Below are 15368 nucleotides of genomic sequence, written 5' to 3'. Positions count from 1 at the left end.
GTCCCCGACCTAGGTCTGTTTGCTTGTCGTTTGAGCCGGGAACTTGCCCAGCAGCGCATCGACCAGTTTTGCAAAACCGATGCCCTTCGACGATTTGATCATCACCACGTCGCCCGGCTTCAGCGCGGCAAGCAGCACCGGCTTCAGTTCCTCGGCGCCGGCGCGGTATTCCGTCTTGATTTCGCCTGGCAGCCTCTCGGCCAGCGCCCGCATTTCCGGCCCGCCGAGAAAGACTGTCTGCGTCCCTGAGCCGACGATGAGATCGGCAAGGGCGGCATGCAGCTTGGCCGAATGGTCGCCGAGTTCCAGCATGTCGCCGAGCACGGCGATGCGGCGGCCCTCTCCTGTCACCGGCGTCGCGTTGAGCAGCGCCATGGCAGCGCCCATCGACGCCGGGTTGGCATTGTAACTCTCGTCGATCAGCGTGATCGGCCCGCCGGGGTGGCGCAGCACATGGCGCTTGCCGCGCCCGCGCTCGGCCGTAAGATCGGCCAGCGCCAGCGCCGCTCTGTCGAGATCGGCGCCGACCAGATGCGCCGCACCCAGCACCGCCAGCACGTTCTGCACCATGTGGCGGCCGGGCGCACCGACCCGGGCCGTCACTTCGTGGCCGCCGATCCTGGCGGTGATGTCGGTATGGTCGGCGTGGAGTTCGCATTTGACTAGCTTGAAGGTCGAGCGCGCATTCTCGCCGAAGCCGTACACGTGCTCGACTCCGGCGGCATGCGCCATCTTGTCCAGAAGCTTCCAGCGCCCATCGTCGCGATTGAGGACGGCTGCGCCGTCAGGCTCCAGGCCTTCGAATATCTCGGCCTTGGCTCTGGCGATCTCATCGAGATTGCGGAAGAAGCCAAGATGCGCCGCCGCGATCATGGTGACGATGGCGACATGCGGCCTCACCATCTTGACCAGCGGCCGAATTTCGTCGGGATGGTTCATGCCGATTTCGAACACGGCATAGTCGCAATCGACCGGCATGCGCGCCAGCGTCAGCGGCACGCCCCAATGGTTGTTGAACGACTGCGCCGAGGCATGCACCTTGCCGACGGCCGACAGCACGTGGCGCAGCGCTTCCTTGGTGGTGGTCTTGCCGGCCGAACCGGTCACCGCGATGATCTTGGCCGCGGAGCGGGCGCGCGCCGCGACACCAAGCTTCTCAAGCGCGGCCAGTACATCTTCGACAACGATGATCGGCGCCGTCAGCCGGCCGAGCGACGGCAGCTTGCCTTCCGCCACCACCAGCACGCCGGCGCCAGCCTTGATGGCGGCGGTGGCGAAGTCATGGCCGTCCATCACCTCGCCCTTGATGGCGAAGAAGGCGTCGCCCGGTTGCAGGCTGCGGCTGTCGATCGAAATACCGGATATGCCTTCCGGCATCGGCCCGAGCGGCCGCCCGTCCATGCCGGCAACCAGCGCCTCGGAGGTCCACAGCAAGCTCATGCGGCACGCTCCCGCAGCGCCGCGCGGACTTCCTCATGATCTGAGAAATGCAGCGTTTCAGTGCCGATCGTCTGGCCTTCCTCGTGGCCCTTGCCGGCCACGATCAGCGTGTCGCCGGCATGCAGCATGGCTACCGCCTCGTGGATCGCCTGGCGCCGGTCACCGATTTCGATGGCGTCTGGCGCGGCGGCAAGAATAGCGGCGCGGATCGTTTCCGGCACTTCCGAGCGCGGATTGTCGTCGGTGACGATGACGACATCGGCCAGCCGCGTCGCGATCTCGCCCATGATCGGCCGCTTGCCGCGGTCGCGGTCGCCGCCGCAGCCGAACACGACGATGACGCGACCGGTGGTGAACGGGCGCACCGAGGCCAGCACGTTTTCCAGCGCATCGGGCTTGTGAGCGTAGTCGACATAGACCGGCGCGCCGTTGGTGGTGGTGCCGACAAGGTCGAGACGGCCCGGCGCGCCCTTCAGTTTCTCCAATGCCATCAAGGCCTTGGCGACAGGTGTTCCAGTGGAAATGGCAAGCCCCGCCGAAACCAGCGCGTTCGATATCTGGAAATCGCCGGCGAGCGGCAGGTCGACCTCGTAGAGCACGCCGCCGGCCTCGACCTCGGCGCGCTGGCGATGGCGCTCGTGCTCGACTCGCTTCAGCTTGAGGAAATCGCCATGGCGGCCAACCGTCAGCACGTCGAGCCCGGCAGCCTGCGCCGCCTGGATCGTCGGCGCCGACCACGGATCGTCGGCGAAAATGACGGCCGGCGCGCCTTTCGGCAGCAACGTGTCGAACAGGCGCAATTTGGCGCGGTGGTAGTCCTCGACCGTCGGATGATAGTCCATATGGTCGCGGCCGAGATTGGTGAAGCCTCCCGCCGCCAGCCTGACGCCGTCGAGGCGGCGCTGGTCGAGCCCGTGGCTGGAGGCTTCCATCGAGGCGTGGGTGACGCCGGCATCCGCCAATTCCTTGAGCAGCTGGTGCAAGGCGACCGGATCCGGTGTCGTCAGAGAGCCATACTCGTTGCGACCCGGCGCCACCACGCCGGTAGTGCCGATCGAAGCCGCGGCATAGCCGGCCTGCTCCCAGATCTGCCTGGTGAAGGCGGCGACCGATGTCTTGCCGCTGGTGCCGGTCACCGCGACCATGGTCTCAGGCTGCTTACCGAAATAGCGGGCCGCACTCAGCGCCAGCGCCAGTCGCGGATCATCGACCGCCAGCACTGGAGCAGGCAACCCGGCGATGGCGCTGCCTGCGACGACTGCAGCTGCACCACGCTGGGCGGCGTCGGCGGCATAGGTCGCGCCATCCGCCTTGGTACCGGCGAGCGCGAAGAAGACGACGCCGGGCTTTACCTGGCGGGAATCCGACGAAATCCCGGTAACCTCCAGATCGGCGGAAGCTGTTCCTTCGACTGGCAGGATACCGGCTAGATCTCTGAGCTTCATCGAGTCCCGTTCACCACAACAAAATAGCGCGCAGTTGCCGGCGCGCCCTAAGAATCACTGATAGGAAACCAGCGTTGCACCATTTTCATGGCTGAAATCTGGCTTCACGCCAAGCATGGCCGCAGATCGCTTGATGATATTGCCGGCGATAACCCCTGCATTCGCGGCCGCGACGTCCGTCATGCCGGGCTTTTCCGGGTGGGGGGCGTCGGCAATCGTGAACACGAGGTATTGCGGATCGTCCATCGGAAAGGCGGCGACGAAGGTATTGAAATTCAATTCCTTCGAGTAGCGGCCATTGATGACCTTCTCGGCCGTTCCAGTCTTGCCGCCAACGCGGTAGCCGGGGACTCTGGCGTTTCTGGCCGAGCCCTTCTCGGCGTTGAGCGTATAGAGATAGCGCATGCCATCGACCGTTTTTTCGCTGACCACTTTCTTGGCTATCGCCATCGCTTCTGCCTGTGTGCGGACCAGGAAGGTAGGGTTCATCAGGAAGCCGCCATTCATCAGCGCCGCACAGCCGACAGCCGCTTGCAGTGGCGTCGTCGACACGCCATGGCCGAAAGCGATGGTGAACGAATTGACCTGTTTCCAGACTTTCGGTTCAGTCGGCCGAGCGACTTCCGGCAGTTCGGTCTGCATCTTGTCCAAAATTCCAAGGCGATGCAGGAATTCGCGGTGCCCCTCGATGCCGACCATCTCGGCCTCCCTGGCCGACCCGATGTTGGACGAATAGAGGAACACCTCCGGCAATGACAGCACACGGTTCTTGCCGTGGAAATCGTGAATCGCCTGATGGCCGACCCGGATTGGATGCGAAGCGTCGAAGCGGCTCGCCATCGTCGCCTTGCCGGAATCGAGCGCCATGGCCGAGGTGAAGCTCTTGAAAGTCGAGCCCATCTCATAGAGCCCCGCCGACATCCGATTCAGCCGGTCCTTCTCCTGTGCATTGTAGGGATTGTTCGGATCGAAATCCGGCACCGAGGCCATCGCCACCACTTCGCCGGTCTTGACGTTGAGCACAACGGCGCCAGCGCCCATGGCGCGATAACGCTCCAGGCCGGCGGCGATCTCGTCGCGCACCACATGCTGGACACGCAGATCGATCGAAAGCCTCACCGGCCTCAGATCCTTGGCGACCGCCAGGCCCGATGCCTGCAAATCGCTCAAGCCCTGCTCGTCGACATATTTCTCCATGCCGGAGATGCCCTGGTTGTCGATGTTGGTGAGCCCGACAACATAGGACGAGGTCTCGCCGCTCGGATAGAAGCGGCGCTTCTCGGTGCGGAAGCCGAAGCCGGGAATGCCGAGCTGCATGATGTCGGACTGCTGCTTGGGCGTCAGCTGCCGCTGCAGCCAGACGAAGCCGGCGCCGCTTTTAAGCTTGTGGTAGGTCTGCTCGTAGTCGATCTCGGGCAGCACCGTCGACAGCTTCTCGATCGCCTCGTCGGCATCGACGATGCGCCGCGGTTCGGCAAACAGCGAGGCCGTCTTGATGTCCGTCGCCAGCACTTCGCCGTTGCGATCGACAATGTCGGGCCGCGACGCGGTTACCCGGCTCTGCGGGCCGCCCGACATGTCGGGGGTCTGGAAGCCGAGATAGACCAACCGCCCGGAAATGGTCGCGAAGATGCCGAAGAACACCGCCATCGTCATCACGATGCGCGTCCTGCCCTTGCCGCCGGTCGCCTTGCGGGCGCCCTCGACCACGATCGATCCGCCTTCGCCGGCCTTTGTGCTGCGCTTCAGCAGTTTGCCGATCATTGGGCGATGCCTCCGGTCACAACGGGATCCTTGCCGTCTAGGGGCGCCTTGTCGGAATTGTCGGCCATGCCGCCCTCGCGTCCTTTGAGGATGTCCTGAATGTCCAGGGCTTTGGCCGGCAGGTCGCCGATGCCGACGATCTGGCGGGCGCTGACCGGCTGGAGTTCGAGCTGCGACTTGTAGAGGTCGGCCAGCTTCTGCAGCCGCGACGGCTGGGTGAGCAGGCTCCAGTCGGCCTTGAGCAGGTCGATCGTGTCCTCCTCATAGCGGATCTGCTCATGGATCTTCTGCACCGCTGCCAATTGTTCCTCGGCCTCGCGCTTGGTCTTGTAGGTAAGGGCCGCCGCCGAAACCATGACGGCGATCAGGACGATGTCGCTGGTACGAAACACGTGCTTACCTCTCCCCCGGCCGGTCGATGCCGGGAAGTTTTGGAAGGCCGAAGATCGAAAAGTCGCTGCTGCGGGCCGGTGCCTCGGTGCGGATAGCCGCGCGCAGCCGGGCCGAACGGGCCCGCGGATTGGCCGCGACCTCCGCGTCGCCCGCAGTCACGCCGCCGCCCGCCTTGCGGAAGGTGGCGGTGCGCGCCTGTGCCTCGGGCATATGGCGCGAGCCTGTCACAGCGTCGGCGCGATCGGCGATGAAGCGCTTGACGATGCGGTCTTCCAGCGAATGGAACGTCACCACGGCGAGCCGCCCTCCCGGCTTCAGCGCGCGTTCGGCGGCCAATAAGGCCTTCGCCAGTTCGCCAAGCTCGTCATTGACGAAGATGCGCAACGCCTGGAAGACGCGCGTGGCCGGATGGATCTTGTCCTTTGGTGCGCGGCCGACATGTGTCTCGATGGCGTCGGCCAGTTCCAGCGTGCGCTCGAATGGCCGCTTTTCGCGGCGAGCCTCGATCATGCGGGCAATACGGCCGGCGTGACGCTCCTCGCCGAGGAAGCCGAAGATGCGGGCGAGATCACCCGGCTTGAAGGAATTGACGACATCGGCGGCGCTCAGGCCCGCTTGCGCCATGCGCATGTCGAGCGGCCCGTCGGCGCGGAACGAGAACCCGCGTTCGGCCTGGTCGAGTTGCATCGACGACACGCCGATGTCGAGCACGACGCCGTCGGCGCTCTCGACATGCTCGTCCAGCGTCGAGAATGGCGCCTGCACCAACCTCAATCGGCCGCCGGATTGCGCCTCGAGATCGCGCCCGGCGGCGATGGCATCCGGATCGCGGTCGATCGCCACGACGGAAGCGCCCGTCGCCAGAATGGCCTTGGTGTAGCCGCCGGCGCCGAACGTGCCGTCGATGATGATGTCGCCCCCCACCGGCGCCAGCGCTTCGAGCACTTCGCCAAGGAGGACCGGAATGTGGCGGGCCGATCCGCCAACGGCGTGAAGGTCATCGCCGTGGCCCACCGTCATTCCAGTCGCTCCCCAGGCTTGGTCCCCTGCCGAAGCTGCAAAAGCCGGGCCCGTGCCTGCGCCCCATAGGCGGCTAGCCGTCCCGGCTCCCAGATCTGAAAGAAATTGCCGCGCCCGACAAAGGCCACCTCCGCCGAAATGCCGGTATGCTCGCGAATGAAATCGCTCATCGTGATACGGCCGTCCTGGTCGAGCTTCAGGAAGGTGCCATCGCCATGGCAGAAGAACGACATGTCGTCCGCCGTCTGCAGGAAGGGATCTTCGAGCGCGATGCGCTGCTCGTAGCGGTCGAGCAGGTCGAGCCCGCCGACATCCATCGCCGGCTGGTCGAGGCAACGCAGCGCATAGAGTTCCGAATAGCCGCGCTTCTGCACGACGGCACGAAAATGCGCCGGAACGGACACCCGCCCCTTCGCATCGATCCTGCTCACCGTGTTTGACAGAAACCGGTCCATTAAACGTCACAGCCGCTTGCGCCGCCGCACCCCTCTCCATCTTGTAGCACGCGCCGCCCCGGCGCGTTCCCTGCCCCGTATCAGCCTCGTCCACAGGGACAAAAACCGGCAAACGCGCAGCCGCCGCGGCTGCCCGATTGGCGTACGCTTTACCCTGACGCGGAACGAAGGCTTGAGTATCGAAATGGGATATCATGGGGCACTATGGGCGTCAACGGGAATGGCTTCACAAACACACGCGCCGCGACCAATGAGAGCAGCCTTGACGGCACGTCTCGTCTTTATCGTCTATTAAGCCTAACGAACCGTTTAGAGCCGCCTGGCCCAACCGGACGCGCCTTGCCGCGAGCCAAAGCCCGGCATAGCGTCTCGCCGCATCCGGTCGGTCGCCAAGAGGGTCTGAGAATCGATGTCTGAAACAGCGAACGCACGCGCTGCGGCACTTCCCCATCTGCGCGACAGTGGGCTTAACAAGGGCGACCCGATCCCCCTGCCGCTGACCATGGCCGCAATCTATCACACACCCGGCGACGCCAGCGGTTTCGATGAGTACGGCCGCTTCAGCAACCCGACCTGGGATGCGGTCGAACATATGCTGGCGCATCTGGAAGGTGCACCCTGCGTCGCCTTTCCGTCAGGGATGGCCGCAATCTGTTCGCTGTTTTTCGGCCTGCTCAAGACCGGCGACCGTATCCTGCTGCCTTCGGACGGCTATCACACGACAAGAGCCCTGGCCGATCGCTTCCTGAAGCCTTTTGGCGTCACCTATGATGTGAGGCCGACATCGACCTTCCTCGACGGCGGCTTCGAAGGTTACCGCCTTGTGTTTGTCGAAAGCCCCGCCAATCCGGGACTGGATATCTGCGATATCGCGGCCGTTGCAAAAGCCTCTCACAGTGCCGGCGCGCTCCTTGCGGTCGACAACACGACGATGACGCCCTTCGGCCAGCGGCCGCTCGACCATGGCGCCGATATCGTCGTTGCCGCCGACACCAAGGCGCCCAATGGCCATTCCGACGTGCTGTTCGGCCATGTCGCCAGCCGCAATGCCGATATCATCACCGCCGTGACCGGCTGGCGCGAAATCTCCGGCAGCATTCCCGGGCCGTTCGAAGCGTGGCTGGTGCATCGCGGCCTCGAAACGCTGGATGTGCGCTTCGACCGCATGTGCTCTTCGGCGGAAGTGATCGCACGAAGGCTGAAGGGCCACCCGGCAATCAGCGGCCTGCGTTTTCCCGGACTGGAGAGCGACCCCTCGCACAACCTTGCCCGCGCCCAGATGGAGCGCTTCGGCTTTCTCATCTCTTTCGAGCTCGCCTCTGAAGACAAGGCCGAGGATTTCATCAACAACTGCGAACTGATGCAGGCCGCAACATCCTTCGGCGGCGTCCACAGCTCCGGCGAACGCCGATCAAAGAGAGGCGATGCGGTTGCCGCCGGTTTCGTTCGCCTCTCGGTCGGCTGCGAGCCGGTGGAAGAGCTCTGGAAGGCGATTGAAGCGTCGCTGGACAAGATCAGCGGCTGACCAGTTGACTACAGTTTCAGATATTTGACGCGCAATCGTTCCATGAGTGGCGGCCCATCCAATGCCGGCCCGCTGTCGATCGCACCAATCTCAAGCAATCGGTCGGCTCCCGCTGCAAAGTCAAATGGCCGAATGGCTTGTATCAGCAGGCGCGCCCGAGGGCGCAACCTGCTGATCTCAAAAGACTTCTTTTCGATGTCGTGGAGAGAGTTGCCAGCTGGCCTGTAAGCCGGGTTCTGTATGGCCCTCGCCCCTTGCGAGGCGAGAACGTGGCGGCCATTCATCTTGGGCGCATGTTGCCATACGCCTCACGCAACCTACCCGGACGGTGAGCCGGAAACAGCCCTCGAGGGTTTCCCCTCGCACCGCCCCTATTCGGTCTTGCTCCCGGTGGGGTTTACCGTGCCGCTCCTGTTGCCAGTCGCGCGGTGGGCTCTTACCCCACCCTTTCACCCTTGCCACGATTAGATCGTGGCGGTTTGCTTTCTGTGGCACTTTCCCTGGGGTCGCCCCCGCCGGCCATTAACCGGCACCGTGTCTCCATGGAGCCCGGACTTTCCTCACCCGCGGCCTTTCGGCTGTTGCGGGTGCGGCCGCCCGGCCAGCTGGCAAGGCGTATAAAGGGGTTCACGCTCGAAAACGCAAACGAAAAAGCCGGCCGCTCCGGCCGGCTCCACGCAACCAGTCGGCTAAAGCGCCGCCATCTGCACCTTGACCTTGCTGCAATAGGCGGCCGACACCGGGTTCATCCGCGTTGCGGCATGGCCGGCGTTGTATTTCAGGATCGTGCCGCAGGTGGAGCCGCCGCCGAGGTCCTGCGCCATGGCGAGGTACTTCATGCCGTATTTGATGTTGGTGTCGGGATCGAACAGCCCCTTGGCCGAACCGTTGTAGCCCATCATCCGTGCCGTCGCCGGCTTGATCTGCATCAAGCCGATCTCGCCGGCGCTGCCGACCATGTTCGGCCGGTAGTTGCTCTCGATGCTGATGACTGCATGAGCGAGCGAAACCGGTACGCCGTAGCTCGCGGCATAGCGCGCGACGATCGCCGAATACTGACCGCCGCCGGCCACTGCTGCCGTCGACGCAGCCGCGTTCCTGAGGCCGATCGACGCCGTTGTCGCCATGTCCAAGGTCTTGCGGCCGCGCTTCGTCTGCCCTTTGGCGGATTTCTTCGGCTTGGCAAAACTTGCCTTTTCCATTTTCACGGAAGACCGCTTCGTGGCCTTGGCGTCATGGCCTGCCTTGCTGGGTTTTGCGGATACCGCGACGAGCCCTTGATCAGCCCGAGGGCTAGCATTCGCGACACCGAAGGCAAAAGTCATTACGCCGGCAGCAACAGCTGCCGTTAAAACGGTCAATTTCTGCATGTGATCCTGTTCTGTCTGAACCGCGTGAAGGTGTTCACGCAGCAACGCTTAATCAATATCGGAACATCCGGGGGGCTGGGGGTCCGACAACTTGCACGCCAGCCGTTTGAAGCTCGAATTGGTGCCAAACAAGGCCAGGCAAGTCACTTTGAGTGACAGCTTGTAACTTAAGGACTGGAAAGAGCACTTTGAGAGCGGCTTCCCCCGTGGTCAAGACCTTACGGAAGCAAGCAGCCTTTCTAGCGTCCGCTGTGTCGAGCCATCGGCAACACCATCCACTTTGCGCGGCCGGAAATGTCGCTGAAACGCTTCGACGACAATCTCCGTCTGCCGGTCGAAAATGCCTGATATCTCGACGCCATAGCCATAGAGCGCCAGCATCGACTGCAACGCCTCGACATTGGCGCCGGTGTCTCCGGTCTTGAGCACGGCCCCTCGCCTGACGGGTGCGGCCGGCACGAGATGGCCGACGCCGGCCGCAAACAGCGTCCGCCATGGAAACTTCTCGCCCGGATCGATCTTGCGCCCCGGCGCCACGTCGGAATGCGCCAGCACTCGCTCGGCAGCAATCGAGTGCCGACCTGCGATCCCAGCGCACAAGCCGATCACCGCATCGATCTGCCGCCTGGGAAAACCGGGATAGCCCAGCGAATGTCCCGGATTGACGATCTCGATGCCTATCGAACAGGAATTGATGTCGGCGCGTCCGAACCACGAGCTCTTGCCGGCGTGCCAGGCGCGATCGCTTTCCCTGACCATCTGCACGATGTCGCCATCCTCATGCACAAGATAGTGCGACGAGACCTCGCTGGCCGGATCGCACAGCCATGCTTCGGCGCCGGTGCCGGTCGCCATTCCAGTGTAATGCAGCACGATCATGTCGGGCCTGAGCGTGTCGCGCCGCGGACCGAAATTCGGCGATACCCTGACCTCGGCGCTAGGCTCGTCGGGCAGGAAGCCGCTCATGCGTGCCGCAGGCCCCGCTCGATCATCTCATAGGCGGCGTTGATCGCCGCCACCCGGGTCGTTGCGATCTTGATGAACTCCTGCGGCAGGCCGCGCGCGATCAGCCGGTCCGGATGATTGTCGGAGACCAGCTTGCGATAACGCTTCCTGACCTCTTCGAACGGCTTGCCGCGTTCGATGCCGAGCACAACATAGGGATCACCGGCGCCGAGATTGACGTGCCGCGCCATGATGCTCTCGTAATGGGCCTCGTCGATGCGGAAAATCTCGGCGATACGATGCAGGAAGTGGCCTTCGCGCTCATGCACCAGCCCATCGGCCTTGGCGATGTGGAACAGACCGTCGAGTATGTCTTCAAGCATCACGCAGTTGGAAAGGCCCGAGCCGCACAGTTGCGCCATCCGCTCGGCATAGGTTTCGAAACCGGCGACGTCGCGCTGGGCGAGATCGAACAGCCGCGCCACATTGCGCGTCTCCTTCGGCGGTACCTCGAATATTTCCTGGAACGCGCGCACCTCGTCCTGGGTCACGATACCATCGGCCTTGGCCATCTTGGCCGACAGCGCGATCATCGCCACCGAGAAGGCGACACGCCGGCGCAGGTCAGCGTCGCCGGAGAAAACCGTGCGCACGGCCTCTACGACGTCGGCGACGCCCGACGAGGTTGACGATGAAACACGTGTGATGAACTCGCCAAGGCGATCCCAAATCGACATGGCCTGCTTCTTAGGGCCACGGCCTCTTGCTATCAAGCCGGGACAGTGCCGCAGCCTTGGCGCAACCGATCGGCCAGACGCCGAGGGGATGTAGTGACGGGGCGCAGACAATATGAGAAAGGCCAGCGCGCAGCCGGCCTTCCTCAATCATCACACGAGTACTGCTTTGCTGACTACTGCGCGGGCGCAGGAGCTGGTGTTGCCGGAGCCGGCTCGGCAGGCTTCTCGGGTGTGATGCTCTTGGTGGTCGAGTTATCGGTTGCCGGAGGCGTTGCGGCCGGCGGCGTGGCTTCCGGCGTCGCCGGCTTCATCGGCTGCTCGGCGGCTGGCGGATTGGTGCTCTGGGTGGTGGTGTTGTCCGTGCCGCTGTCGCTGCAGGCAGCAACGCCGAGCAACGCCAAAGCGGAAACGGACGCAAGAATGAGCTTTTTCATAACATCTCTCCTTCACTACACGTTCACGTTGCGGTGAACGGTCGAAGGGGAAATGCATCAGATGGCCATGAGTTTCGTAACGTTGCGTTTCCATATGTAACATCATCTGGCCCGTTTGCGATTGCCGGCCAGACAACGGCGAACTAACAGGATGTGTTGAACAATCGAACTGAAACTGCCGGGAGCTGCCATGACCGCGACGTGGGATTTCTGGATCGATCGCGGCGGTACCTTCACCGACGTCATCGGCCGCGACCCGCAAGGCGGGCTGCATCCGCGCAAGCTTCTTTCCGAAAATCCCGAAGCCTATGCCGATGCCGCCATCCAGGGCATTCGCGACCTTCTCGGCCTGTCCTCCGGCGGCGCAATCCCGCCGGGCCTGATCGGCGACATCAAGATGGGCACCACCGTCGCCACCAACGCCCTTCTGGAGCGCAAGGGCGACCGGGTTCTGCTGCTCATCACCAAGGGGTTTCGCGACGCGCTGAAGATCGCCTATCAGGCGCGGCCGGACATCTTCGCCAAGGAGATCATCCTTCCAGAACAGCTCTATGAGCGCGTCATCGAGATCGACGAGCGCGTGCGCGCCGACGGCAGCATCGAACGGCTGCTCGACATCGCCGCTTGCCGGCCGGCAATCGAGCAGGCAAAAGCCGATGGCATCGACGCCGTGGCCATCGTCTTCATGCATGCCTGGAAATATCCCGACCACGAAAAGGCGGTGGCAAAAGTCTGCCGAAAGCTCGGCTTCGGCCAGGTTTCCGTCAGCCATGAGGTCTCGCCGCTGATCAAGCTGGTCGGCCGCGGCGACACTGCGGTGGTCGACGCCTATCTGTCTCCGATCCTGTCGAGATATGTGCAGAAGGTGGCTGGGGAATTGGGCGCGGCGCCCAGCCAATCTCCCCACCTCATGTTCATGATGTCCTCCGGCGGCCTGACCGCCGCCGATATGTTCCAGGGCAAGGACGCGCTGCTCTCCGGGCCTGCGGGCGGTGTCGTCGGCATGGTCGAGACGGCGAAGCTTGCCGGCTTCGGCAAGGTCATCGGTTTCGACATGGGCGGCACCTCCACCGATGTCGCCCACTATGACGGCGAATATGAGCGTGCCTTCGACACCGAGGTGGCCGGCGTACGGATCCGCGCGCCGATGATGCGCATCCACACCGTCGCCGCCGGAGGCGGCTCGATCCTGCACTACGAGGCCGGCCGTTTCCGCGCCGGCCCCGATTCCGCCGGCGCCAATCCCGGCCCGGCCGCCTACCGCCGGGGCGGGCCGCTGGCCGTCACCGACGCCAATGTCATGCTGGGCAAACTGCAGCCCGATTTCTTTCCGAGGATCTTCGGTCCCGCCCAGGACCAGCCGCTCGACGTCGAGACGGTGCGCGAAAAATTCACCGCACTGGCCGCCGAAATCGGCGATCGCCGCACGCCGGAAGCTGTCGCCGAAGGGTTCGTCACCATCGCCGTGGAAAACATGGCCAATGCCATCAAGAAGATTTCTGTCCAGCGCGGCTACGACGTCACCGAATATCTGCTCAATTGCTTCGGTGGCGCCGGCGGCCAGCATGCTTGCCTGGTTGCCGACGCGCTCGGCATGGAAGCGGTGCTGATTCATCCCTTTTCCGGCCTGCTGTCGGCCTATGGCATTGGCCTGTCCTCGGTTTTTGCCTCGCGCCAGCAGGCGCTGCTGAAGCCGCTGGCGGAAGAGTCCAGAACCGAGATCGGCAACCTGATCGCCACCTTGAGAAAAGCCGTCTTCGCCGAATTCGCAGTGCAGGGCATCGCCGAAGACATGGTTGCCGCTAAGCCGGTGCTTCACATTCGATATGACGGCACCGACACGACACTGCCGGTGAATTTCGAGGAAGACTCGATTTTCAAGGCCAAGCGCGATTTCGAAATTGCCCACAAGGCGCAGTTCGGTTTCGTCTATGACAACAAGCCGATGATCGTCGAGACCGTCGGCGTCGAGGGGACCGATACCGGTGGCACGGGACGCGACGAAAGCGATTCCGCGCTCGAAGACATCGCCGCAAGTCCTTTGGAAGTACGAAAAATCTTTTCCGACGGCATCTGGCGCGACGCCGGCATCATTCGCCGCGAAGAGCTCAAGCCCGGGCATAGAATTGCCGGCCCTGCGCTGATCATCGAGCCGAACCAGACCATCGTCGTCGAGCCGGGCTGGCAGGCCGAGATCACCGCCAAGAACCATGTGCTGTTGCGCCGCGTCGAGGAGAAGCAGCGGCAGGCAGCGCTCGGCACCGAGGCCGATCCGGTGATGCTGGAAGTCTTCAACAATCTGTTCATGTCGATCGCCGAGCAGATGGGCGTGACGCTGCAGAACACCGCCTATTCCGTCAACATCAAGGAGCGGCTGGATTTCTCCTGCGCCGTCTTCGACCGCAACGGCGCGCTGGTCGCCAATGCGCCGCACATGCCTGTGCATCTAGGGTCCATGGATCGTTCGGTCGAAACCATCATCCGATTGAATTCCGGCGACATCCACCCCGGCGACGTCTTTGCCCTCAACGCCCCCTACAATGGCGGCACCCATCTGCCCGATATCACCGTGGTGACGCCGGTTTTCGACGACGCTCAGCAGAAAATCCTTTTTTGGGCCGCCTCGCGTGGCCACCACGCCGATATCGGCGGCACGGCGCCCGGTTCGATGACCCCCCTCGCTACCACAGTCGACGAGGAAGGCGTGCTGTTCGACAATTTCCGCATCGTCGATTGCGGCCGCTTCCGCGAGAAGGAACTGGAAACGCTGCTCACCGACCACCGGTGGCCGGCCCGCAACCCGCATCAGAACATCGCCGACCTCAAGGCGCAGATCGCTGCCAACGAGAAAGGGGTCGCCGAACTCCGCAAGATGGTCGCGCATTTCGGCCTCGATGTCGTCGAAGCCTATATGGGCCATGTCCAGGACAACGCCGCCGAGAGCGTGCGCCGCGTGCTGGAGCGGCTGCCGGACGCTTCCGAATATGAATATCCGACCGATACCGGCCAGCTCATCAAGGTGAAGATCACGGTGGATCGACAAAGGCGCGAGGCGACTGTCGACTTCACCGGCACGTCGCCGGTCATGAAGAACAATTTCAATGCGCCCGAGCCGGTTGCCCGCGCGGCCGTCCTCTATGCCTTCCGCGTCATGGTCGAGGACATGATCCCGATGAATGCCGGCTGTTTGCGGCCAATCAACATCATCATTCCCGACGGCTGCATGCTTAAACCCGCCTACCCTGCCGCCGTCGTCGCCGGCAATGTCGAGACCTCGCAGCACGTCACCAACGCGCTGTTCGGCGCCATGGGCGCCATGGCCAATGCGCAGGGCACCATGAACAACCTGACCTTCGGCAACAAGCAGTACCAGTATTACGAGACGATCTGTTCCGGGTCACCCGCCGGCCAAATGAACTCCGGCCGCGGCTTTGCCGGCACTTCCGGCGTCCACACCCACATGACCAATTCCCGCCTCACCGACCCGGAAGTGCTGGAACTGCGCTTTCCCGTGCTGCTCGAGGATTTCCACATCCGTGAAGGTTCCGGCGGCAAGGGCAGATGGAGCGCCGGCGACGGCACCAAGCGCACCATCCGTTTCCTAGAGAAAATGGAATGCGCAATCCTGTCCTCGCATCGCAACCGCCCGCCGCAAGGATTGGACGGTGGCGGCGACGGCGAAGTCGGCTCGACCAAGGTTCGCCGGAAGGACGGTGCGATCGACGTGCTGAAAGCCTGCGACCAGACCGTGCTTCAGGCGGGTGACGCCGTCATCCTGACGACACCGACGCCGGGCGGGTTTGGCAAGGCCTGAACTTACGTCAACAGGCTGTCACCGGC

12 protein-coding genes and 1 other RNA gene are annotated in these 15368 nt (G+C 63.5%); 2 read left to right on the top strand and 11 right to left on the bottom strand.

The annotated features are described in order from the left end of the window. Window positions 1-9: 9 nt before the first annotated feature. The 6 genes from AC1DZU_RS17930 to mraZ are packed head-to-tail and all read right to left on the bottom strand — an operon-like array spanning window position 10 to window position 6517. A complete protein-coding gene (locus AC1DZU_RS17930; protein WP_477286872.1) occupies window positions 10-1440 on the bottom strand; it encodes a UDP-N-acetylmuramoylalanyl-D-glutamyl-2,6-diaminopimelate--D-alanyl-D-alanine ligase in 1431 nt (476 codons plus the stop codon). Further along, window positions 1437-2885, bottom strand: a complete 1449-nt coding sequence (locus AC1DZU_RS17925; protein WP_477286870.1) for a UDP-N-acetylmuramoyl-L-alanyl-D-glutamate--2,6-diaminopimelate ligase — start codon at window positions 2883-2885, stop codon at window positions 1437-1439. The genes AC1DZU_RS17930 and AC1DZU_RS17925 overlap by 4 nt, the downstream gene beginning before the upstream one ends. A gap of 54 nt (window positions 2886-2939) precedes the next feature. Then, a complete protein-coding gene (locus AC1DZU_RS17920) occupies window positions 2940-4649 on the bottom strand; it encodes a peptidoglycan D,D-transpeptidase FtsI family protein (RefSeq protein WP_477286868.1) in 1710 nt (569 codons plus the stop codon). After that, window positions 4646-5041 carry a cell division protein FtsL gene (gene ftsL, locus AC1DZU_RS17915; RefSeq protein ID WP_477286866.1) on the bottom strand — a complete coding sequence of 132 codons (396 nt, stop codon included), beginning with the start codon at window positions 5039-5041 and terminating at the stop codon, window positions 4646-4648. The genes AC1DZU_RS17920 and ftsL overlap by 4 nt, the downstream gene beginning before the upstream one ends. A gap of 4 nt (window positions 5042-5045) precedes the next feature. Continuing rightward, window positions 5046-6062: a 16S rRNA (cytosine(1402)-N(4))-methyltransferase RsmH gene (rsmH, locus tag AC1DZU_RS17910; protein ID WP_477286864.1), complete on the bottom strand. Its 1017-nt coding sequence runs from the start codon at window positions 6060-6062 to the stop codon at window positions 5046-5048. Then, window positions 6059-6517: a division/cell wall cluster transcriptional repressor MraZ gene (mraZ, locus tag AC1DZU_RS17905; protein ID WP_477286862.1), complete on the bottom strand. Its 459-nt coding sequence runs from the start codon at window positions 6515-6517 to the stop codon at window positions 6059-6061. Before mraZ ends, rsmH begins: the two co-directional genes overlap by 4 nt. 409 nt (window positions 6518-6926) lie before the next feature. Between mraZ and AC1DZU_RS17900 the strand changes: the two genes are divergently transcribed. Beyond that, complete coding sequence (locus tag AC1DZU_RS17900) at window positions 6927-8042, top strand: cystathionine gamma-lyase (RefSeq protein ID WP_477286860.1); 1116 nt, start codon at window positions 6927-6929, stop codon at window positions 8040-8042. Between the two features lie 209 nt (window positions 8043-8251). On the opposite strand, the gene rnpB is transcribed toward AC1DZU_RS17900, so the two are convergent. The 5 genes from rnpB to AC1DZU_RS17875 form a co-directional block, all read right to left on the bottom strand. Then, an RNA gene (rnpB, locus tag AC1DZU_RS17895) (RNase P RNA component class A) lies at window positions 8252-8651 on the bottom strand. An 80-nt stretch (window positions 8652-8731) separates the two neighbouring features. Next, window positions 8732-9412, bottom strand: coding sequence for a lytic transglycosylase domain-containing protein (locus tag AC1DZU_RS17890; protein ID WP_477286858.1), 681 nt, complete (start codon window positions 9410-9412; stop codon window positions 8732-8734). Window positions 9413-9622: 210 nt separating this feature from the next. Beyond that, window positions 9623-10378: an N-acetylmuramoyl-L-alanine amidase gene (locus tag AC1DZU_RS17885; protein ID WP_477286856.1), complete on the bottom strand. Its 756-nt coding sequence runs from the start codon at window positions 10376-10378 to the stop codon at window positions 9623-9625. Continuing rightward, window positions 10375-11094 (bottom strand): TerB family tellurite resistance protein, encoded by a 720-nt coding sequence (locus AC1DZU_RS17880; protein ID WP_477286854.1) that lies wholly within the window; start codon window positions 11092-11094, stop codon window positions 10375-10377. Before AC1DZU_RS17880 ends, AC1DZU_RS17885 begins: the two co-directional genes overlap by 4 nt. Window positions 11095-11267: 173 nt before the next feature. After that, window positions 11268-11528: a hypothetical protein gene (locus AC1DZU_RS17875; RefSeq protein WP_109668284.1), complete on the bottom strand. Its 261-nt coding sequence runs from the start codon at window positions 11526-11528 to the stop codon at window positions 11268-11270. Window positions 11529-11718: 190 nt separating this feature from the next. Here AC1DZU_RS17875 and AC1DZU_RS17870 point away from each other — a divergent pair, with 190 nt between their 5' ends. Then, entirely contained in the window at window positions 11719-15342 is a 3624-nt protein-coding gene (locus AC1DZU_RS17870; protein ID WP_477286852.1) for a hydantoinase B/oxoprolinase family protein, read from the top strand. Window positions 15343-15368 lie beyond the last annotated feature (26 nt).

This window comes from Mesorhizobium sp. P2_A12, assembly GCF_056405075.1.
This window is presented reverse-complemented; position numbering and strand designations above follow the sequence as displayed.